The 20354-nt window shown below is 62.9% G+C and carries 18 protein-coding genes and 2 tRNA genes; 13 read left to right on the top strand and 7 right to left on the bottom strand.

Translation table 11 applies throughout. From position 1 onward, the window contains the following. The 4 genes from CH268_RS13180 to CH268_RS13195 all read left to right on the top strand — a co-directional run. A partial coding sequence (locus tag CH268_RS13180) for an integrase core domain-containing protein (protein ID WP_141215147.1) occupies positions 1-169 on the top strand: 169 nt, incomplete at its 5' end. A gap of 99 nt (positions 170-268) precedes the next feature. Next, positions 269-1294, top strand: a complete 1026-nt coding sequence (locus CH268_RS13185) for an aspartate-semialdehyde dehydrogenase (protein ID WP_094664565.1) — start codon at positions 269-271, stop codon at positions 1292-1294. Beyond that, positions 1291-2385, top strand: coding sequence for an amino acid kinase family protein (locus CH268_RS13190; protein WP_094664567.1), 1095 nt, complete (start codon positions 1291-1293; stop codon positions 2383-2385). The genes CH268_RS13185 and CH268_RS13190 overlap by 4 nt, the downstream gene beginning before the upstream one ends. 34 nt (positions 2386-2419) lie before the next feature. After that, complete coding sequence (locus CH268_RS13195; protein WP_094664569.1) at positions 2420-3427, top strand: TauD/TfdA family dioxygenase; 1008 nt, start codon at positions 2420-2422, stop codon at positions 3425-3427. A 53-nt stretch (positions 3428-3480) separates the two neighbouring features. Here the strand turns inward: CH268_RS13195 and CH268_RS13200 are convergent, their stop codons facing one another. The 4 genes from CH268_RS13200 to CH268_RS13215 form a co-directional block, all read right to left on the bottom strand. Then, on the bottom strand, positions 3481-4380 hold the full coding sequence (locus CH268_RS13200) for a LysR family transcriptional regulator (protein ID WP_094664571.1): 900 nt from the start codon (positions 4378-4380) through the stop codon (positions 3481-3483). A 725-nt stretch (positions 4381-5105) separates the two neighbouring features. Continuing rightward, positions 5106-5180 (bottom strand) — tRNA-Val (locus CH268_RS13205). Positions 5181-5267: 87 nt separating this feature from the next. Next, a complete protein-coding gene (locus tag CH268_RS13210; protein WP_027497443.1) occupies positions 5268-5729 on the bottom strand; it encodes a peroxiredoxin in 462 nt (153 codons plus the stop codon). Positions 5730-5760: 31 nt separating this feature from the next. Then, a complete protein-coding gene (locus CH268_RS13215; protein ID WP_032390975.1) occupies positions 5761-6183 on the bottom strand; it encodes a DUF3052 domain-containing protein in 423 nt (140 codons plus the stop codon). Between the two features lie 256 nt (positions 6184-6439). Here CH268_RS13215 and aceE point away from each other — a divergent pair, with 256 nt between their 5' ends. From aceE to CH268_RS13245, 6 genes are all read left to right on the top strand, one after another. Next, a complete protein-coding gene (gene aceE, locus CH268_RS13220; protein ID WP_027497445.1) occupies positions 6440-9259 on the top strand; it encodes a pyruvate dehydrogenase (acetyl-transferring), homodimeric type in 2820 nt (939 codons plus the stop codon). Positions 9260-9346: 87 nt separating this feature from the next. Next, positions 9347-10771, top strand: coding sequence for a PucR family transcriptional regulator (locus CH268_RS13225; protein WP_228139233.1), 1425 nt, complete (start codon positions 9347-9349; stop codon positions 10769-10771). A 128-nt stretch (positions 10772-10899) separates the two neighbouring features. Further along, a complete protein-coding gene (locus CH268_RS13230; protein WP_032370259.1) occupies positions 10900-11808 on the top strand; it encodes an ACP S-malonyltransferase in 909 nt (302 codons plus the stop codon). Between the two features lie 88 nt (positions 11809-11896). Then, complete coding sequence (gene acpM, locus CH268_RS13235; protein WP_045841363.1) at positions 11897-12241, top strand: meromycolate extension acyl carrier protein AcpM; 345 nt, start codon at positions 11897-11899, stop codon at positions 12239-12241. Between the two features lie 8 nt (positions 12242-12249). Continuing rightward, entirely contained in the window at positions 12250-13500 is a 1251-nt protein-coding gene (locus tag CH268_RS13240) for a KasA/KasB family beta-ketoacyl-ACP synthase (RefSeq protein WP_027497449.1), read from the top strand. 132 nt (positions 13501-13632) lie between these two features. After that, a complete protein-coding gene (locus CH268_RS13245) occupies positions 13633-15066 on the top strand; it encodes an acyl-CoA carboxylase subunit beta (RefSeq protein WP_032368156.1) in 1434 nt (477 codons plus the stop codon). 180 nt (positions 15067-15246) lie between these two features. On the opposite strand, the gene CH268_RS13250 is transcribed toward CH268_RS13245, so the two are convergent. From CH268_RS13250 to CH268_RS13260, 3 genes are all read right to left on the bottom strand, one after another. After that, on the bottom strand, positions 15247-15696 hold the full coding sequence (locus tag CH268_RS13250) for a cold-shock protein (RefSeq protein ID WP_032368157.1): 450 nt from the start codon (positions 15694-15696) through the stop codon (positions 15247-15249). Between the two features lie 88 nt (positions 15697-15784). Continuing rightward, positions 15785-16297 (bottom strand): DUF3145 domain-containing protein, encoded by a 513-nt coding sequence (locus CH268_RS13255; RefSeq protein WP_032368158.1) that lies wholly within the window; start codon positions 16295-16297, stop codon positions 15785-15787. A 144-nt stretch (positions 16298-16441) separates the two neighbouring features. Next, entirely contained in the window at positions 16442-17245 is an 804-nt protein-coding gene (locus CH268_RS13260) for a serine hydrolase domain-containing protein (RefSeq protein WP_094664573.1), read from the bottom strand. An 85-nt stretch (positions 17246-17330) separates the two neighbouring features. Between CH268_RS13260 and CH268_RS13265 the strand changes: the two genes are divergently transcribed. The 3 genes from CH268_RS13265 (at position 17331) to CH268_RS13275 (ending at position 20353) form a co-directional block, all read left to right on the top strand. After that, a complete protein-coding gene (locus CH268_RS13265; protein WP_094664575.1) occupies positions 17331-19466 on the top strand; it encodes a molybdopterin-dependent oxidoreductase in 2136 nt (711 codons plus the stop codon). Between the two features lie 69 nt (positions 19467-19535). Further along, a tRNA-Ile gene (locus CH268_RS13270) sits at positions 19536-19612 on the top strand. Between the two features lie 72 nt (positions 19613-19684). Then, positions 19685-20353 (top strand): YdeI/OmpD-associated family protein, encoded by a 669-nt coding sequence (locus tag CH268_RS13275; RefSeq protein ID WP_255182387.1) that lies wholly within the window; start codon positions 19685-19687, stop codon positions 20351-20353. Position 20354: the final 1 nt, after the last annotated feature.

Consider the following 20354-nt stretch of genomic DNA (forward strand, 5'->3'; position numbering starts at 1 on the left):
CAACCAGGAATGGGCCTACGCGAACACCTACCTCTCCGACGAAGCCAGAGCGGCGACCTACCAAGACTGGATCCATCACTACAATCACCACCGACCCCATACCGGCATCGGCGGCAAGTCACCCATCGAGCGACTGACCGTCCACAACGTCCCCGGGAAGAACAGCTAGTCTCGCCGTGAGCTTCAACGTGGGTGGACGTCGCAAGGCCACTTCTGAGGCCAAAGCGGATGCCGCCGCGGCTCCCCTCGAAGCGCCGGCGGCAACACGATGATCGCCGACGCCCCAAGAATCGCGGTCGTCGGTGCCACTGGCGCTGTCGGAACGACAATTCTAGAGCTCATCCACGACCGTAAATTCCAGCACAGCCATATTGACGCGGTAGCCTCGGACCGATCTGCGGGAAGCACGGTGCCCTTCGCGGGCGGTGAATTGGAAGTGCAGGCACTCAGCACATTTGACTTCTCCGACACTGACATCGCGTTCTTTTCGGCTGGGACATCAGTCAGTCAGAAGTGGGCGCGTGAAGCTGCGTCGGCCGGCGCACTTGTCATCGACAACACGAATGCATTCCGGATGGATCCTGACAGTCCCCTTATCGTTCCCCAGGTGAACGGTGGTCTCGCCGAGGTGCGGCCGACCTCGGGAATAATCGGCAATCCGAACTGCTCGACAATCCCACTGGTGCGAGTTCTGCATTCCCTGCAGTCCTGGTCGCCACGGACAGTCATCGTCACCACCTTTCAGGCAGCATCCGGTCAAGGACTCCGCGGTCTGGACGAACTCCGCAATTCGTCCCGTGCCGTCATAGCCGAGAACGCTGTTGACCGTCGAGAGTCCGACCGGTTTGGACGAATGTTAGCTTTCGATGTACTTCCGATGATCGACGTCCCGTTGGACACTGGGTTTTCGCTCGAAGAGCAGAAAATGACCCAGGAATCGATAAAGATCCTGAACAACCCTGACATCGCTGTCACCGCGACGTGCGTGCGCGTCCCTGTCTTCAACTGCCACTCAGAATCGGTCTACATCGAATTTGAAGATCGAGTCGACGTAGGCGAAGTGGTGCAGGCGCTCTCGACTGCGGTCGAGGTGACTGTCTATCCGAACGCCACGGAGTTCCCTAGTCCCGCAACGATTAGCGACCATGACCGTGTTCACGTCGGCCGCATCCGGGCCGTCCCTGGCAACCCGCATGCGTTGTGGCTCTGGCTCGTAGCGGACAACGTTCGGATTGGCGCAGCCCTCAACGCGATTCAGATCGCGGAACGTGTCAATATAGGAGCGGTTGCATGAGCCGCTTGACACCCCTTGTGGTCAAGTTCGGAGGATCGACCTTTCTGAACGGCCACAGTGACTACAAGCGAATCGCCGAGTACCTGATCGGAGTGCATCGCGAACATTCCATGCCAATCATTGCTGTTGTATCAGCACCGCCCGGAGCCACGGAAGCCGCCCGTGGCCGGATACACCAGGTAAACCCAAACGCGGGTGCGAAGTATGCGGCGACCTTGTTCAGTTTGCCGGACACGGAGTCTGCGGTGCTTCTCGCGGCTGCAGTAGAAGCTAGTGGGACAAGAGCTGATGCACTGAACAGTCATCAGAACGGAATTGTCACCGACCGTACGCCCCTGTGGTCGCGAATTCAGTCTGTTGACACCGCACTGCTCTGGCAGGCCCTAGAGGACGCGGACATTCTGTGTGTAGCAAGCGGCCACGGCGCAGACTCATCGGGTCGATTCACATGGATGGGGAAAAACAGTGGTGATCTGTCTGCACTGATCATTGCGAGCGCGATCGATGCAGACACCGTCGAAATTTATTCTGACGTCGACGGCGTCTACACAGCTGATCCCCGTTTGGTGTCCGACGTCCACCTTTTGCCCGAACTAAGTTACGACGTGGCGCGGACCATGGCGTCGCGCGGTGCGAAGGTTCTGGACCGCCGAGCCCTTGATGTTGCGCGGGCTCATGGGATCACCATCAAATGCCGCGTCAACCATGGCGACTATCACATTGGCACCACGGTGACGGGCGAAGTCAGTCACATGCGAACTGCCGTCATCATCGATACGAAGTCCGTTGTCCTCGGCGCGGCCACACCCGAGGACGCTGATCTGACCCTCAAGTACTTACTGGACCGCGGCCTATCGTGTATCCGAGTCGAGGACGGTGACTACAAGAATGTTGTAGTCGTGACGGGTGGCTACACCGACATCGAGGCTCTGATGGCGAGACGTGAGGTGCCGGCCGAAATCACGGGGGCACGCCTAGTGTCGGTGGTCCGATGTCGCCATGCGTCCGACTACATCGTGGAGAACACCAACGCCGCAATCGACCTTGGGCGCGAACTACACCGCCAATCAGAAACCTTCACCACCACCTGACTCAACCAACACCCTGGACTGAAAGAGATCGCAAATGACCACCGTGATTGCGGCACGCAAGACACTCGGCCGGATCGACTTACCTGCATCGGTAACATCAGGGCTCCGAGACAAGTTGATCGAGATGGAGAATCCCTCCGACAATCCCGATCTGTCGACAACTCAACTACTGCAAGCTTTCGCGTCCATTCTCGACACAGAAGATCTCCAACAGATCCTCGACGCGGGCAGACACCCTGATACGCCCGGCGTTACTCTCCTCACTGGACTCCCTACCGATCCGGTTTTGCCGGATACACCGCCTGACGGTGGCCCGGCAAACAACAAAGCCACGTACGTTTCGGAGGGGACTGTTCTCGGCCTTTCAGCGTTGGTTGGTGAGCCATACGGCGTGCATTCGGAGAAGGACGGGCAGCTCGTCCACGACGTCATCCCTGTGCAAAGTGGAGCCAACACACAGACCAATATGGGTTCGACCGTGTTCTTGAACTTCCACAACGACATCATTCACGACCCGATCGGCCATTACACGCTCGCAAACCCCGACTTTTTGATTCTCCTGTGCGTCAGATCGGACCCTGAAGGGAAAGCCCTGACTTACTATGCGGATGCGCGCGATGTGGTTTCCCGACTTAGCCCCAGCCACACCGAGCAACTCCGACAGGCGCAGTTTCAGTTGAACGCGCCTGGCAGTTATTGCCGCGCGGTCGGGCAGGATCAGGTCTTGTCAGATGTGACCCCAATCATCACCGGCCCCGATGAATTCCCGGAAGTGGCGACGTCGGCAAACGGAATCGTCGCCCTGACCCGCGCCGGCGAGCTGGCGCTCGACGCCTTTCAGGTCGCATGTCAGGAGGTCGCCCATGAGGTCGCCTTGCGTCCCGGCCAGGCACTGATCATCAACAACCGCAAGGGCCTGCATGCCCGGAGCAGCTTCGTTGCTCGGCACGACGGCTCGGATCGGTGGTTGCAGAGAACCTATGTGCGCCGGTCTTTTTGGAATTCTCGCTACCGTGCTGAACAGGATCGTCGACTCCTGTGATCGGTCCAGCGCGGACTCAGCGCTAGCCCGTCGGGTCTCCTGCGCGTTTCGATTTACGGTGCGGACGTAGTCTGCTCTCCGGCCACCTTGCGTGCAGCCACCAGAAGTTCAGCAACCTTACGAGTGACCCGCCGACTTTCTGGATGAAGCAACAGCGTCCGCACCGTAAATGGCACCTCCCATGCCACCTCAATGAGTTCTTCTGCATCCAGCGCATCCTTCACGGTCACGCGGGGCAGCAGGGCTACCGCGTCGATCGTTAGCAGCGCTCGTCTGATCGCCTCCACCCCACCGAGCTCGACGATCGGGAATGGCTCACCATCCGGGCGACTGAGCAGCGCCTCAAACCTATCCCGGTACGCACATCCTGGTTCGGTACCGACCACGCGGGTCGCGCGGATCTCATCCAGAGTGACGGCCGCCTGATGCGCATATTCGTGGCGCGGGCCACACACCAAAGCCAGCGGTTCTTCGCACAGAACCTCGGTTCTGACGCCAGGCAGCGTGGTTCTGTCGTCGACTACAAACGCAGCATCAAGGTCGCCCCGTCCGACGGCCTCTATTGCCTCCGCGCAGAGGCTGGGCCGCAGCTGAACAGTCAGGCCCGGATGCATGTTCGACAGATACTCGAACATGGGAAGGATTCTCGATGACGTAATCGACTCCATCGCCCCCAACACCATCGGCCCACGTAGTTCGTCGCCTCGTACCGATTGACGCGCTTCGGAGATGGCCGCGAGGACCGCCCTTGCATGCGGCAGGAAGAGTGAGCCTTCAGATGAGAGCTTCATTCCCGTCGACCCACGGTTGAGCAAAGTCACCCGCAGGTCTTTCTCGAGGTTCTTGATCTGCGTCGTCACCGTGGATTGCGCGTAGCCCAGCTTTCGTGCCGCCTCCGTCACAGAAGACAACTCAGCCACTGCGACGAATGCTTCTAATCCTCTTAAATCCACCCGGTGCCTCCCCCTCTAGGAAACCGATCTTACGGTTACCTAAGGGATAGTCACAGCTCAGCCCGGATCAGCCAGCCCTATTGCAGCCGAATTCAGACGTCCGCACGACTTGGGCGCGAACACGACCCGCTGCCCACTTTCCCACAGCTCGCTCGTGACAACAGCCGTTCGGACTCGCGCAACGCGCGGCGCGCGGCGACACCGGATCCGCCTACGCGGGCAGGGCTTAGCGGACCAGGGCTCGACGATGAATAAGTGCCTGTTCGCCCGGTCGAGCGCACCCACCCGGCATGACTACGTGACGGTGAAGATGAGCGCCTGAAATGGGCAGCGATGGCCATGGACGGCTTGGTGCCGCGAGATATCTTTAAGGATTAGCAGGCGATTCGCTCGAAGCAATTCGACCAGAACAAAGGCCACCGCGCGGTCTTCGATCAATCAGCCGTCGACATAAATCTGAGATCGTAGCTGCATGCTTTTTTATTCGGTGCCGCGTACAGGCCGCGTCCGGCCAAGCCCGGCGTGACTAAAACCGGCCATGGTTCGAGCGGATTACCCTCGAGTGTCGACGAGTTCGAGGTTGTCCGGAGGGAGACAGAGGCCAAGGGATTTCATCGAAGGGCTCAGAACCGCACCGACGGATACGAACCGCACGGCCGAACGGGGCGAGGATGACCTCGAATTCAAAATGACGTCGGTGGTCAAGGGTTCGATCGTCGCTTCTCTGGTGGGCGCAGAGGGGTTCGAACCCCCGACCGCTGGTGTGTAAAACCAGAGCTCTACCGCTGAGCTATACGCCCGTGTGCCGGTGGCCTGGGGACTACCCCGGGCCACCGGAACGCTTGGAGAAATTTATCGTGTCTGCTGTCTAACTACAATTCCGCAGGTCAGCTCACCTGAGCGAGTGCCTCGGCCCACGATGAACTGTCTCGGGCTTCCCCGGGGCCGTTCATTTCGGCGAATCTGATGATTCCGGACTTGTCGACCACGAAGGTTCCCCGATTGGCGAATCCTGCGCTGTCGTTGAACACGCCGTACGCCTGAGCCACTTCACCGTGTGGCCAGAAGTCGGACAGCAGCGGAAAGGTGTAACCCTGCTCTGCTGCCCAGATCTTGTGGGTCGGAGGCGGACCCACCGAGATCGCCAGGATCGCGGTGTCGTCGTTCTCGAATGTCGGTAGCTCGTCGCGCACTCGGCACAGCTCGCCCTGGCACGTTCCGGTAAAGGCCAGTGGATAGAACACGAGCAGAACGTTCTTCACGTCCCGGTACGACGACAACGTGACCAATTGGTTGTTCTGGTCTTTGAGGGTGAAGTCGGGCGCAACTGCGCCAACCTCGATCGGCATCTAGAACCGTCTTCCTGTGTCGAGCATGGGCCTACCGCTTGGTGGTAGGGGTCTTGGGCTGAACCAATCGACTTCCGATCCAGTCGCCGAGATTGGCCGCAGAGGTCTGCGTCAATCCGGCTGTCGGAGCGGACTCGGCAATCTCGCTGGGCTCCACATGACCGGACATGCCGGTCTTGGGGCTGAGGACCCACACGATTCCATCGTCCGAGAGCGGACCGATGGCATCCATGAGTGCATCGACCAGGTCACCGTCTCCGTCGCGCCACCACAGCAGTACGACATCGATCACCTCGTCGGAATCCTCGTCGAGGGTCTCGCCACCGATCGCATCTTCTACGTCGGCGCGCAGATCATCGTCGGTGTCCTCGTCCCAGCCCAGCTCTTGAACGACCATGTCGCGAGTGATGCCAAGTTTCTGAGCGTAGTTCTGAGCGTCCGCCGCGGCGACCACGGTGGTGACCTCCTTGAATTGTGGGTGCAGTAGACAAAGCGAACAGGGTCGAAGCCGTTCGCGCAAGCTGACCGCGCCGAAATTGCGTACATAAATTTCTACTGGTGGGTATCGGACCTCTGTACTACCAGAACCGACGAGATGCGGCAGGATTGGGGAGGAATCACGAGAACGAGGAATGTAGATCGCCGTCACAGGGGCGAGCTACCGGACCGGGCGCCACACCGAGCGTCCGCCACATTGAGGAGTGCACACGTTGTCCGAAGTGAACAGCGGCGAACGGCAGAACACATCGTCTGCAGGCAAGAAGGGCTCGGACGGCCGGGTCCGCGTCATCCGTGAGGGTGTCGCGTCGTACCTGCCCGATATCGACAACGACGAGACCAACGAATGGATCGAGTCGTTCGACGGCTTGCTGGAGAGGTCCGGACCCAACCGCGCTCGCTACCTGATGCTCAGGTTGCTCGAGCGCGCCGGTGAGCGCCGCGTCGCGCTCCCGTCGCTGACATCGACGGACTACGTCAACACGATTCCCACCGAAAACGAGCCGTGGTTCCCCGGCGACGAGTCGATGGAACGCCGCTACCGAGCCTGGATCCGCTGGAACGCCGCGATCATGGTGCACCGCGCACAGCGTCCGGGCGTCGGCGTCGGTGGCCACATCTCGACCTACGCGTCGTCGGCTGCGCTGTACGAGGTCGGCTTCAACCACTTCTTCCGCGGCAAGGATCACCCGGGCGGCGGCGACCACATCTTCATCCAGGGCCACGCCTCCCCCGGCATCTACGCCCGCGCCTTCCTCGAAGGCCGCATTCCGGCCGAGCGCATGGACGGCTTCCGTCAGGAAGCGAGCCATGTGAACGAGGGCGGCGGACTGCCGTCCTACCCGCACCCGCGTTTGATGCAGGACTTCTGGGAGTTCCCGACGGTGTCGATGGGCCTCGGCCCGATGAACGCCATCTACCAGGCGCGCTTCAACCACTACCTGAACGACCGCGGCATCAAGGACACCTCCGATCAGCACGTCTGGGCGTACCTCGGCGACGGCGAGATGGACGAGCCGGAATCGCGTGGACTCGCACATGTGGCTGCGACCGAAGGCCTCGACAACCTCACGTTCGTCGTCAACTGCAACCTGCAGCGTCTCGACGGCCCGGTGCGCGGTAACGGCAAGATCATCCAGGAACTGGAGTCGTTCTTCCGCGGTGCCGGCTGGAACGTCATCAAGGTCGTCTGGGGCCGCGAGTGGGACTCGCTGCTGCACAAGGACCGCGACGGCGCACTGGTGAACCTCATGAACACCACGCCCGACGGCGACTTCCAGACCTACAAGGCCAACGACGGCAGCTACGTCCGCGATCACTTCTTCGGCCGCGACCCGCGAACGAAGGAGCTCGTCAAGGATCTCTCGGACGACGAGATCTGGAACCTCAAGCGCGGCGGCCACGACTACCGCAAGGTGCACGCTGCCTACGCGGCTGCGATGTCGCACAAGGGCCAGCCGACGGTCATCCTGGCGCACACCATCAAGGGCTACACCCTGGGCAAGCACTTCGAGGGCCGTAATGCCACGCACCAGATGAAGAAGCTGACGCTCGACGATCTCAAGACGTTCCGCGATCTCCAGCACATCCCGATCTCGGACGAGGAGCTCGAGAAGGATCCGTACATGCCGCCGTACTACCACCCCGGTGCGGACGCTCCCGAGATCCAGTACATGCTCGATCGTCGCAGCAAGCTCGGCGGATTCGTCCCCGAGCGCCGCGTGGACGTCAAGCCACTGCCGCAGCCCGGCGACGACACCTACAAGACGCTCCGCAAGGGCTCGGGCAAGCAGGAAGTCGCCACCACCATGGCGCTCGTGCGCGTCATGAAGGAGCTGTTGCGAGACAAGGAGATCGGCCACCGAATCGTGCCGATCATTCCCGACGAGGCCCGCACGTTCGGTATGGACTCGTGGTTCCCGTCGCTGAAGATCTACAACCGCAACGGCCAGCTGTACACCTCGGTCGACTCGGAACTGATGCTCGCCTACAAGGAGAGCTCGGTCGGTCAGATCCTGCACGAGGGCATCAACGAGGCAGGCTCCACGTCGTCGTTCACCGCGGTCGGTACCTCGTACGCGACGCACGGCGAGGTCATGATCCCGCTGTACATCTTCTACTCGATGTTCGGCTTCCAGCGCACCGGCGACGGTCTCTGGGCTGCAGCAGACCAGATGGCCCGCGGGTTCGTGCTCGGTGCCACGGCAGGACGCACCACGCTGACCGGTGAGGGTCTCCAGCACGCCGACGGTCACTCGCTACTTCTGGCGTCGACCAACCCGGCAGCGGTGGCGTACGACCCGGCGTTCTCGTACGAGATCGCGCACATCGTCAAGGACGGTCTGCGACGGATGTACGGCGGCACCGAAGGTGTCGAGGGCTTCGGCGGGGAGAACATCTTCTACTACATCACCCTGTACAACGAGCCGTACGTACAGCCGGCCGAGCCCGAGAACCTCGACGTCGAGGGGCTGCTCAAGGGCATCTACCGGTTCGCAGAACCCCAGGAGGGCGACGGACCCGAGGCACAGCTGCTCGCGTCCGGCGTCGGCATCGTCTCGGCCCGCAAGGCACGTGAGTTGCTGTTCGAGGAGTGGGGCGTTCGTTCAGCCGTGTGGTCCGTCACCTCGTGGGGCGAACTGCGCCGCGATGGCGTCGAAGCCGAGAAGGAGTCGCTGCGTAACCCGGGTGCCGACAAGCGCGTTCCGTTCGTCACCTCGGCCCTGGCCGATGCCAACGGCCCGGTCATCGCGTCCTCCGACTGGATGCGCGCCGTGCCGGATCAGATCCGCCAGTGGGTTCCGGGCGATTACGTCACCCTCGGAACCGACGGCTTCGGCTTCTCCGACACCCGCCCGGCTGCACGACGGGTATTCAACGTCGATGCCGAGTCCATCGTCGTCGCCACACTGTCCGCTCTCGCGGCATCGGGCGAGATCGACAAGTCCAAGGCCGTCGAGGCTGCCGAGAAGTACAAGATCGACGACGTCACCGCAGCTCCGACGTCGTACGCCGATACCGGCTCGGCGTAGGTCTTCGCCGTGATCGGCCGACCCCCGTTCCACCTCGCGACGAGAGTCCAGCGCGAGGTGGGCGGGGGTCGAGCGTAGGTTCTCCTTATGTCCGATGCGAAACCCGATTCACCGGACAGTTCGTCCGCGCGTGATGTCTCCCGGCGCGACGCTTACCGTGAAGCGTTGCGTGAGTCGTTGGCTCGTGACTCCCCGGCCCGTGACTCCCCCACCCGTGATTCGCTCACGACCGACAACGAGGTCCACCTTCCGGTCAACTCGTTGGCCCCTTCGCGCCAGAAGCGCGACCCTTTGCCCGACGCCCTGTTGCGACGCGTCAAACAGTTCTCCGGCCGCCTCTCGACCGAGGCAGTGACCACGATGCAGGGCCAGTTGCCGTTCTTCGGCGACCTCGACGCCGCCCAGCGGGCCAGCGTCCAGCTGCTGATCCAGACGGCCGTCGACAACTTTCTCGAATGGCTCAAGAATCCGAACAGCGACATTCGATTCAGCCTCGACGCCTTCCAGGTGATCCCACAAGACCTTGCCCGACGCCTCACGCTGCGTCAGACCGTCGACATGGTCCGGGTGGCGATGGAGTTCTTCGAGCAGTGGCTCCCCGCGCTCGCGCGCAACGACCAGCAGTTGGTCGCGCTGACCGAGGCCGTGCTGCGGTACGGCCGCGAGCTGGGGTTCGCAGCGGCGTCCGTGTACGCCAGTGCAGCCGAGTCACGAGGGGCGTGGGACACCCGCCTCGAAGCCCTCGTCGTCGACGCCGTCGTCCGGGGCGATACCGGATCGGACATGCTCTCCCGTGCTGCCACGTTGAACTGGGACGCCACTGCGCCCGCGACCGTATTGGTGGGGACTCCCCCGGAAGACCGCGGCGTGTCCGTGGTGGGCACCGTGCACTCCGTCGCTCAGAAGCACGGTCGAGCTGCGTTGGCGGTGGTTCAGGGGACCCGATTGGTGATGGTGGTCAGTGGCCAGCTCGACGACACCGCGGCGCATCACGCGTTCATCGACGACATGTTGCAGAACTTCTCCGACGGCCCTGTCGTCATCGGTCCCACCACCCGCACCTTGGGCGCAGCGCACTCGAGCGCGGTGGAGGCCTTTGCCGGCATGCAGGCCGTGGCGGGCTGGCGGGGCGCACCGCGGCCGGTTCACGCCGGCGAGTTGCTGCCCGAACGAGCGTTGCTGAACGACGGGGCAGCTATCTCGGCTCTCAACGATCATGTCGTCGTGCCGTTGGCCGCGGCAGGTTCGGGTTTGGCCGACACACTCGATGCGTATCTCGACTGCGGCGGTGCCGTAGAAACCTGCGCTCGGCAGCTGTTTGTTCATCCAAATACCGTCCGGTATCGGCTCAAGCGCATCGCCGAGGTGACCGGACGTGATCCCACTCACCCACGCGATGCGTACGTCCTTCGGGTCGCGGCAACGGTAGGTAGGTTGGCTCGAACGCATCACGAACCGACATATCCAGCCCCATATGTCACACAGGTCACATTTGGCGAAGTGGTTACGTAACGCCGAACCGCCTTCCGGCGATAGCGGGTCTCCACGAGGCAATTTGTAGGGTTCCCACAAATTGCTTGTCGAGAGTTCATCGAGCGCGACATCACTGATGAGGGGCCCGACAGTGTTCTCTTAACCCTGTGATTGCGTTGCTTGCGCCCGGTCAGGGCTCCCAGACTCCCGGCATGCTGCTGCCTTGGCTCGAAATCCCGGGCGCGGCCGATCGGTTGGCGCTGTGGTCCAAGGCCTCCGGCCTGGATCTCGTGCGACTCGGCACCACCGCCACCGCTGAAGAAATCACCGACACTGCGGTGACTCAGCCACTGGTCGTGGCGTCGGCCCTACTGGCCTTCGAGGAAATCGCCTCGCGTGGACTGTTCCCCGACGACGCCATCGTGGCCGGCCACTCGGTCGGCGAGCTGGCGGCTGCTGCCATTGCCGGCGTGATCTCCTCCGACGACGCGGTATCTCTGGCGGCGGTGCGCGGCGCTGCGATGGCCAAGGCCTGCGCCCTCGAACCGACCGGCATGTCCGCCGTGCTCGGCGGCGACGAAGCTGCAGTTCTGGCCCGGCTGGAAGAACTCGATCTCGCCCCGGCCAACGTCAACGCTGCCGGTCAGATCGTTGCTGCAGGTCTGCTGACCAAGTTGGCGGAACTGGCCGAGAGCGCACCCGAGAAGGCGCGGGTCCGAGCACTTCCGGTCGCGGGTGCTTTCCACACCAAGTACATGGCATCGGCAGGCGACACCGTCGCCGCGGCCGCAGCCGCCATCACTCCGTCCGAGCCGACGCACACCTTGCTGTCCAACTCGGACGGTCAGCCGGTCGCATCGGGTGCCGATGCGCTCACCAAACTTGCCGCCCAGGTCACACGCCCCGTGCGGTGGGACCTGTGCAGCGCGTACCTGCGTACCGCGCAGGTCACCGGACTTGCGGAGCTGCCCCCGGCAGGCGCACTGGTCGGTATCGCCAAGCGTGAACTGCGCGGCGTGCCCAACCTCGGCCTGAAGACACCGGCGGACATCGCCGCATTGGCCGAGCTCGGATAGCTCGGTCACCTTCACACCGCAGTCTCGGTACTGCGGATCGACTTCCACTCCCCGAGTGGCGGAAATGCACAACCGCGTCTCGAAGCACATGACTTCGGCGTTCGACACAGAAGAGAAGGGAGCCACAACAGTGGCCAGCCAGGAAGACCTCATCGCCGGACTTGCAGAGATCATCGAGGAGGTCACGGGCATCGAACCGTCCGAGGTGACCATCGAGAAGTCCTTCGTGGACGACCTCGATATCGACTCGCTCTCCATGGTCGAGATCGCAGTGCAGACCGAGGACAAGTACGGCGTGAAGATCCCCGACGAAGACCTCGCAGGTCTGCGCACCGTCGGCGACGCCGTCAACTACATCCAGAAGCTCGAAGCGGAGAACCCCGAAGCCGCAGAAGCTATCAAGGCCAAGCTCGACGACTCCGCGAGCGAGTGACACGACCCATGACCAACCCATCCACCGCCAACGGACGCTTCCCCAGTGTCGTCGTCACCAGCCTTGCTGCGACCACGTCACTCGCGGGTGACGTCGATGCCACGTGGAAGGGTCTGCTGAACGGCGAAAGCGGAATCGGCACTCTGGAAGACGATTTCGTCACCGAGTACGACCTGCCCGTGCGGATCGGCGGACACCTCGCGGTGAACCCGCAGAGTCTGCTCTCGCGGGTCGAGATCCGTCGCCTGAGCTACGTGGAGCAGTTGTCCACGGTGCTCGGTCGTGAGGTCTGGAAGAACGCCGGCTCGCCCGACGTCGATCCCCTCCGCCTCGGCGTGTCGATCGGTACCGGACTCGGTGGCGGCGATTCTCTCATCGACGCCAACGACAAAATGAAGGCCGGCGGCTACCGCAAGGTGTCCCCGCTCGCCGTTCAGATGGTCATGCCGAACGGCCCAGCAGCGGTCGTCGGGCTCGAGCTCAAAGCACAAGCCGGCGTCATCACGCCCGTCTCCGCCTGCTCCTCGGGATCGGAAGCCATTGCGCATGCATGGCGGATGATCGTGATGGGCGACGCGGACATGGTCGTCACCGGCGGCGTCGAGGGATACATCGACGCGGTTCCGATCGCCAGCTTCTCCATGATGCGGGCGATGAGCACCAACAACGACAACCCGAAGGGTGCGTCACGTCCGTTCGACAAGGATCGTGACGGCTTCGTCTTCGGTGAAGCGGGTGCGCTCATGGTCATCGAGACCGAGGAGCACGCCAAGGCACGCGGGGCAACGATCCACGCCCGCCTGCTCGGTGCCGGAATCACCTCGGACGGGTTCCACCTCGTGGCCCCCGACCCCGAGGGCAAGGGTGCCGCGCGTGCGATGCAGCGCGCCATCGAGACCGCAGGCCTGCAGAAGTCCGACATCACCCACGTGAACGCCCACGCAACGGCAACTCCCATCGGAGACACCGCCGAAGCGCTGGCGATCAACAAGGCAGTCGGAAATCACGCAGCGGTGTACGCACCGAAATCCGCTCTGGGCCACTCGATCGGCGCTGTCGGCGCCCTCGAGTCGGTACTGACGGTGCTGGCAGTGCGAGAGGGAATCATCCCTCCCACACTGAATTTGGAGAACCAGGATCCCGAAATCGATCTCGATGTCGTCAAGGGCGAGCCCCGCGTCGGACAGATCGACTACGCGATCAACAACTCGTTCGGATTCGGTGGGCACAACGTAGCGCTCGCCTTCGGTAAGGCGTGATCCACTGAGTCGACTTCTCGACTCAGCGAATCCCGCTCTCGCAGTGCATGATCCGAGCTGGGGCCGTTCTTTCGACAGACGGCCCCGGCTCGGGCCTCGCCCCCGCCAGGGGCCCTGAAGAAGGACAACGCGATGACCATTCTGGCCCCTGTCACACGATCCGGCACCTCCACCGATCCGCGCGACCCCCTCACCCGCCTCGAAAAGCTCTTCGACGCCGGAACCACTGTCCCCCTGCATGATCGGGACAAGTCGGGAATTCTGGCCGCATCGGGCGAAATCGACGGCGTCCATACCATCGCCTACTGCTCCGACGCCACCGTCATGGGCGGCGCCATGGGAGTGGACGGCTGCAAGCACATCGTTGCCGCGATCGACACCGCCATCGAACAGCGCGCCCCGATCGTCGGCGTCTGGCACTCGGGTGGTGCTCGCCTCGCCGAGGGCGTCGAGGCTCTCCATGCCGTCGGACTCGTCTTCGAGGCCATGGTTCGAGCGTCCGGCCTCGTCCCACAGATTTCCGTCGTCCTCGGTTTCGCAGCCGGTGGTGCAGCGTACGGTCCCGCCTTGACCGACGTCGTCATCATGGCTCCCGAGGGACGCGTATTCGTCACCGGACCCGACGTCGTTCGCAGCGTCACCGGCGAACAGGTCGATATGGAGTCGCTCGGCGGCCCCGACACGCACCACAAGAAGTCCGGGGTCTGCCACATCGTCGCCGACAGCGAGATGGACGCGTTCACCCGCGCCCGCCGTCTGGTGTCGATGTTCTGCGAGCAGGGCGTGTTCGACATCGCCGCCGCAGAACACGGCGACACCGATCTACGCGCACTGATGCCCGAATCCAACCGTCGTGCCTACGACGTGCACCCGATCATTCACGAACTGCTCGACAACGTCGAAGGCGAATCGACGTTCGAGGAGTTCCAGGGCGGCTGGGCTCGCAGCATCGTCATCGGTCTCGGCCGCATCAGTGGCCGCACCGTCGGCGTGATCGCCAACAACCCCATCCGACTCGGAGGTTGCCTGAACTCCGAAAGTGCCGAGAAGGCAGCGCGTTTCGTTCGCCTGTGCGACGCCTTCGGTATACCACTCATTGTGGTCGTCGATGTTCCGGGCTACCTGCCGGGCGTCAGCATGGAATGGGAAGGCGTCGTTCGCCGCGGAGCGAAGTTGCTGCACGCGTTCGCCGAGGCCACCGTCCCCCGCGTCACGCTGGTCACTCGCAAGATCTATGGCGGCGCGTACATCGCCATGAACGCCCGCGCGCTTGGTGCCACCGCGGTCTATGCCTGGCCTGGCTCCGAGGTGGCCGTGATGGGCGCGAAGGCGGCTGTCGGCATCCTGCACAAGAAGGCGCTCGCCGCCGCACCGGAAGAAGAGCGTGAGGCACTGCACGACCGCCTCACCGTCGAGCACGAGAGCATCGCAGGCGGTGTCGATCGCGCAGTGGCCATCGGCGTGGTCGACGAGGTCATCGAGCCCAGCAAGACCCGAAGCACGGTTGCCAAGGCTCTCGCCGCGGCACCTGCGGCTCGCGGAAATCACAAGAACATCCCGCTCTGATCGACCCCGACCGCTATCTACTGCGGTCCGTCAGCCCTGCCCCCTAGACCCCACCCCGAGACCCCACCCCGGTTGGGAACCCACCCCGGTTGGGATCAATGCGCCTTTCAGGCACTCCATGTGCAAGAAAGCCACATTGATTCACACCAGGGACGGGCAAACGAGGCCAATCGAGGTCGGTCAGCCCTGGATCCATCGGTGATCGTGGGCCAGTCGAACGACGGCCGATCGCACGTCGAGTATCTGCGCAGCCGTGAGCGTGCCGTTCGACGTCAGTAGTTGTTCGGTCAGCTCTGTGGTGAAGTCCGCCTCGGACAGGACGTCCGCGCCTGCGTCGTCGTGGCGCTGGTGACCACTGACGGGTGCGGTGTTGTGAAATGGGACGTCGGGTTTGTGCCGAGTAACCAGAGCGGTCGACGTCGGCCCGTCGATGATCTGGACCTCGGTGGCCTTCAGACCACGGTCACCGTCTACGGCAACGTATTCGACGCGTACTCCTGGTGCCAACAGTCGTTTGTCGAAGTCCAGATCGTTGACGTGGATGAACACGTCCTCGCCGCCCTCATCCGGCGCTACGAATCCGTACCCCTTGAACTCGTCGAATCGAATCACTTTTCCGGTCGACAACATCGAACTCACCACTCCACGGTCGTTCCCACATGCCTACCCCAGGCACGAACGCGAAACTACCGCCGCGACGAATCCCCGGCAACCGCTGCTAGCCGACGTTGCGGCTGAGCCAGGTCACTTCTGCTCCTGCGCCTCCGGTGCGGAACGGTTCGAGTGCGGCATCCCAATCCGAGCCGAGCGCGTGCTCCACTGCGGCGGCGAGATTGCCTTGGTTGTTCTCCATCAGCGCGCGCAGTCGCATCTCGCCGAGCACCACGTCCCCGTTGGCACTCGTCGATCCGCGCCACAGACCCAAGCCGGGTACGTGCGAGAACCGTTCGCCGTCGACGCCTTCGCTGGCATCCTCGGTCACCTCGTAGCGCAGCATCTGCCAGGACCGCAGGATGCCGGCGAGCTTCGCCCCGGTGCCCACGGGCCCGATCCAGTCAGTGGTGGCACGCAGCTGTCCGTCGGAGGCCGGCTGCGCGGACCACTTCAAATTGGCACGGCAATCGAGGGCGTCGGACAACGCCCATTCGACATGCGGGCACAGCGCAGCGGGCGACGAGTGGATGTACACAACACCCGACGTCGCATCTGCGAATTGGTTCGATCCACGCATTGCACTACCTCCAGCTTCGACGAGGGACGTCTTCCCCAACGACCTCGACATGCTCGAACTGGTTGCAGCGATTCAACGCGTGTGTGTACTAGTGTGCCCCGAGTTGCCCCTGTTGCGCCAGTGCAATCTGTGAACGGTGGTGTTTCACCCGGCCAGGACGGCGTCGGAGAGCTCGGGCCAGAGCGGTTTGGCCCAATCTCCGAAGTTTCGATCGGTCAGCACCACGCACGCGATCCTCACCGACGGGTCCACCCACAGGAACGTTCCGGCCTGTCCGAAGTGGCCGAACGTAGCCCTCGAGTTGTTACTCCCAGTCCAGTGCGGGGTCTTGTCATCGCGCAGCTCGAACCCCAGACCCCAGTCGCAGGGCTTGTGCGATCCGTACCCGGGCACGATTCCGTTCAGGCCGGGAAACTGCACGTCGACGGCCGAAGACAGTGTCTGCGACGCGAGGAGAGTCGGTTCCAACAGCTCGGCGGCGAACTTGGTCAGGTCTGCAACGGACGAACGGGCACCGTGACCGGCCGACCCGGGCAGCGACGTGTCGACCATCCCGAGCGGTCCGCAGACGGCCTCATCCAGGTAGTCGGGAAAGGTAATTCCCGACTCTGCTTCGATGAGTTCGGCCAAGACCTCGAACCCGGCGCTCGAGTAGATCCTCTTGGTGCCGGCAGGAGCCTGCACCTTTCGCTCGCCGAACGCCAGTCCCGATGCGTGCGCCAGCAGATGCCGCACGGTCGACCCCTCCGGCCCGGCGGGCTGATCGAGCTCGACGGCGCCCTCCTCCACCGCAACCAGAACCGCGTAGGCGGTGAGCAATTTGGTGACCGACGCCAGTTCGAAGACGCGCGCGGTGTCCCCCACCTCCTCCCGCACTCCGGCGTCGGTGACGACGGCGGCACCGACATGGTCGACGGGCCACGAGGCAGTGAGATCGAGGGTAGTCACGACTCCAGAGCCTAATTGTCTGTCGATGCCCGTGGATCGGTCCCCTGCCGGGCTAGTCTCGGACGACAGGAATGGGAGAAATGCGATGTCGGTTGTGTATGGCTCGTGCAATCTGTGCGAGGCGATCTGTGGTCTCGAATTCACGGTGGAGAACAACGCGGTGGTCTCGATCCGCGGCGACGAGAAGGACCCACTCTCCCGGGGCCACATCTGCCCCAAGGCTTTGTCGTTGATCGACCTTCATGCCGACACCGATCGACTCACCACGCCGGTCAAGCGGGTGGGTGAGAAGTGGGAGAAGATCGGCTGGGCGGAGGCGTACGACCTCGTCGTCGATGGCCTCGTCTCGACGCGGAAGAAGTACGGATCCAACGCTGTCGGGCTTTATCAGGGCAATCCCAACGTGCACTCGATGGGTGCGATGACCCACGGCATTCCGTTCACGTCGCTGCTGCGCACCCGCAATCGGTACTCGGCGACGTCCTTGGATCAGTTGCCGCACCAGCTCGTAGACCATCTGCTCTACGGCCACCAGCTCTTGCTGCCCATTCCGGATATCGATCGAACCGATTTCTTCCTCGTCCTCGGCGGCAATCCGATGGCCTCCAACGGCAGCATGATGACGGTGCCCGACTTCGCCAAAAGAGCACGCGCACTCCGTAAGCGGGGCGGCCGACTGGTAGTGGTCGATCCACGTAAGACCGAAACGGCGGATATTGCCGACACCCACTTCTTCGTTCGTCCCGGCAGCGACGCGCTGCTGTTGCTGGCGATGATTCACACGATCGTCGCCGACGGCTCCGTCCGTGTCGCCGACTACGTCGATGGTGCCGATCGACTTGCCGATCTCGTCGCCGAATTCACGCCGACGGCGGTGGCACCGATCGTCGGCATGTCGGCAGACGACATCTTTTCTCTCGCACGGGACTTCGCTGCGGCGAAGTCTGCAGTGGCGTACGGCAGGATGGGGGTGTCGACGCAGCAGTTCGGCACGGTGTGCCAGTGGGCGATCCAGGTACTCAACATCATCACGGGCAATCTCGACCGACCGGGCGGTGCGATGGTGACCGATCCGGCGATCGATCTGATCTCGCAGGGCATCGTCGGTCGTGGCCATTTCGACAAGTGGCGCAGCCGCGTTCGCGATCTCCCCGAGTTCGCCGGCGAGTATCCCTGTTCGACGCTTGTCGACGAGATCACCACCGAGGGCAAGGACCAGATTCGTGCCATGGCCGTCCTGTCCGGCAATCCGGTGCTGTCGATGCCCGGCGGTACTACCCTGAACGACGCGTTCGCGGGACTCGATTTCATGGTGTCGTTCGACTTCTACATCAACGAGACCTCGCGGCACGCACACGTAATTCTGCCGCCGACGATGTCCCTCGAACGCGATCACTACGATCTGATCTTCAATTCTTTCGCGGTACACAACACTGCCAAGTACATGCCAGCAGTTCTACCCAAGCAGGCTGACGCCAAGCATGATTGGGAGATCTTCCGCGACTTGTCACTGCGCTACAAGAACCGCATGGCAGGCTCCACCGTCGATCGACTGAAGGCACGATTGACGCCTAAGAGCGTCATCGGCGAGGCCCGTCTGCGCCTGTCCCCTGCTCGCACTCTCGACATCCTGCTCCGTAGCCGACGAAAAGGGTTGTCGCTGAGGAAGCTTCGAGCCAACCCGCACGGTATCGATCTCGGTCCGCTGCGGCCGGGCTTTCCCCAGAAGCTGAAGACCAAGGACAAGCGCATTGAATTGATCCAGGAAGTCGTGGTCGGTGAACTGCCTGCCCTGGTGGACCTGATGCACTCGAGCGCGGTTCCCAAGGACGACGAGCTCCTGCTGATCGGTCGACGACATCTACGTAGCAACAACTCGTGGATGCACAACACCGCTCGGCTCACCAAAGGCAAAGCGCGACATCAGCTTCTAGCGCACCCGAACGATCTCCTCCAGCGCGGGATCGAGGACGGTTCTATGGTGTCGGTCACCTCCGCGGCCGGTACCGTCGACATCGAGGTCGCGGCGTCCGAAAAGATGATGCCCGGGGTGGTGAGCATGCCGCACGGATTCGGTCACCAGCGCCCCGGCGTGCAGCTCTCGGTCGCCACCACTGTCACCGGACCGAGCGTCAATGACATCACCGACCCCGCCCGAGTCGACGCGGTATCGGCGAACGCGATTCTCAACGGCGTTCCGGTGCAGGTGAGGGCCAAGTAGCGCCCCCGATGGAACCATCAGACGGCGTGATTCTGTACGATTCTGCTGGCTCGTACCTGGTACGGGATTGGGGCGGTAGCTCAGTCGGTTAGAGCCGTGGACTCATAATCCATTGGTCGCGGGTTCGAGCCCCGCCCGCCCCACCACGAGCCGGCCGTCGAACTGTGCGAGCCATCGCGGACAGCGGATGTCCTCGATTGTGGGGACACTGAAGCGATGTGGAACCAGAGCGAGGCAACACCGGGTCGAGTCGATCGCGCGAACGCATGACTGCGTCGGAATTGCCGACGCCCGCGTCAGCCCATCCCCCGACGTGGAAGTTCGACTACCCGATCATCCATGCCGAAACGCGGGCGCAGTGGCGATCCTGGTTGTCGCACAATCACAGCTCGACCCGAGGCGTCTGGCTCTGTTCATGGCGGACCGGCACCGACCGACCCCGTTGCCCTTATCCCGCGGCTGTCGAGGAAGCCATCTGTTTCGGTTGGATCGACTCCACCAGCAGCATTCTCGACGAGGCCCGCGGCCTGCAGCTGTTCACACCGCGCAGACCCAAGAGCCCCCGGACCAAACTCAACCGAGAACGCGCAGCCGATATGGAAGAACGCGGCCTCATGACCGACGCAGGTCGCCACGCCATTGCTGCCGCGCAGTCGAACGGGTGGTGGACAATTTCCGATCCGGTCGAGAACCTCGAAGAACCGCTCGAGTTGAAGACGGCACTCGACCGTGACCCAGACGCTCGTAACAACTGGGACGACTTCCCTCCCAGCGCCCGTAAACAGATGCTGTGGTGGATTGTCAGCGCCGTTCGAGACGACACTCGTGCAGGTCGAATAGATCAGATCGTGGCCGACGCCGCGATCGGTCGACGCGCCCGCGGCTGAC

It is taken from the genome of Rhodococcus sp. 06-1460-1B (genome assembly GCF_002258475.1).
Taxonomy (GTDB): Bacteria; Actinomycetota; Actinomycetes; order Mycobacteriales; family Mycobacteriaceae; genus Rhodococcoides; species Rhodococcoides fascians.

Excerpts from the sequence above, each read along its gene's own strand:
- CH268_RS13185 (WP_094664565.1), top strand. The coding sequence starts at position 269 with ATGATCGCCGACGCCCCAAGAATCGCGGTCGTCGGTGCCACTGGCGCT.
- CH268_RS13190 (WP_094664567.1), top strand. The coding sequence starts at position 1,291 with ATGAGCCGCTTGACACCCCTTGTGGTCAAGTTCGGAGGATCGACCTTT.
- CH268_RS13195 (WP_094664569.1), top strand. The coding sequence starts at position 2,420 with ATGACCACCGTGATTGCGGCACGCAAGACACTCGGCCGGATCGACTTA.
- CH268_RS13210 (WP_027497443.1), bottom strand. The coding sequence starts at position 5,729 with ATGCCGATCGAGGTTGGCGCAGTTGCGCCCGACTTCACCCTCAAAGAC.
- CH268_RS13225 (WP_228139233.1), top strand. The coding sequence starts at position 9,347 with ATGTCCGATGCGAAACCCGATTCACCGGACAGTTCGTCCGCGCGTGAT.
- acpM (WP_045841363.1), top strand. The coding sequence starts at position 11,897 with ATGACTTCGGCGTTCGACACAGAAGAGAAGGGAGCCACAACAGTGGCC.
- CH268_RS13240 (WP_027497449.1), top strand. The coding sequence starts at position 12,250 with ATGACCAACCCATCCACCGCCAACGGACGCTTCCCCAGTGTCGTCGTC.
- CH268_RS13245 (WP_032368156.1), top strand. The coding sequence starts at position 13,633 with ATGACCATTCTGGCCCCTGTCACACGATCCGGCACCTCCACCGATCCG.
- CH268_RS13250 (WP_032368157.1), bottom strand. The coding sequence starts at position 15,696 with ATGTTGTCGACCGGAAAAGTGATTCGATTCGACGAGTTCAAGGGGTAC.
- CH268_RS13255 (WP_032368158.1), bottom strand. The coding sequence starts at position 16,297 with ATGCGTGGATCGAACCAATTCGCAGATGCGACGTCGGGTGTTGTGTAC.
- CH268_RS13265 (WP_094664575.1), top strand. The coding sequence starts at position 17,331 with ATGTCGGTTGTGTATGGCTCGTGCAATCTGTGCGAGGCGATCTGTGGT.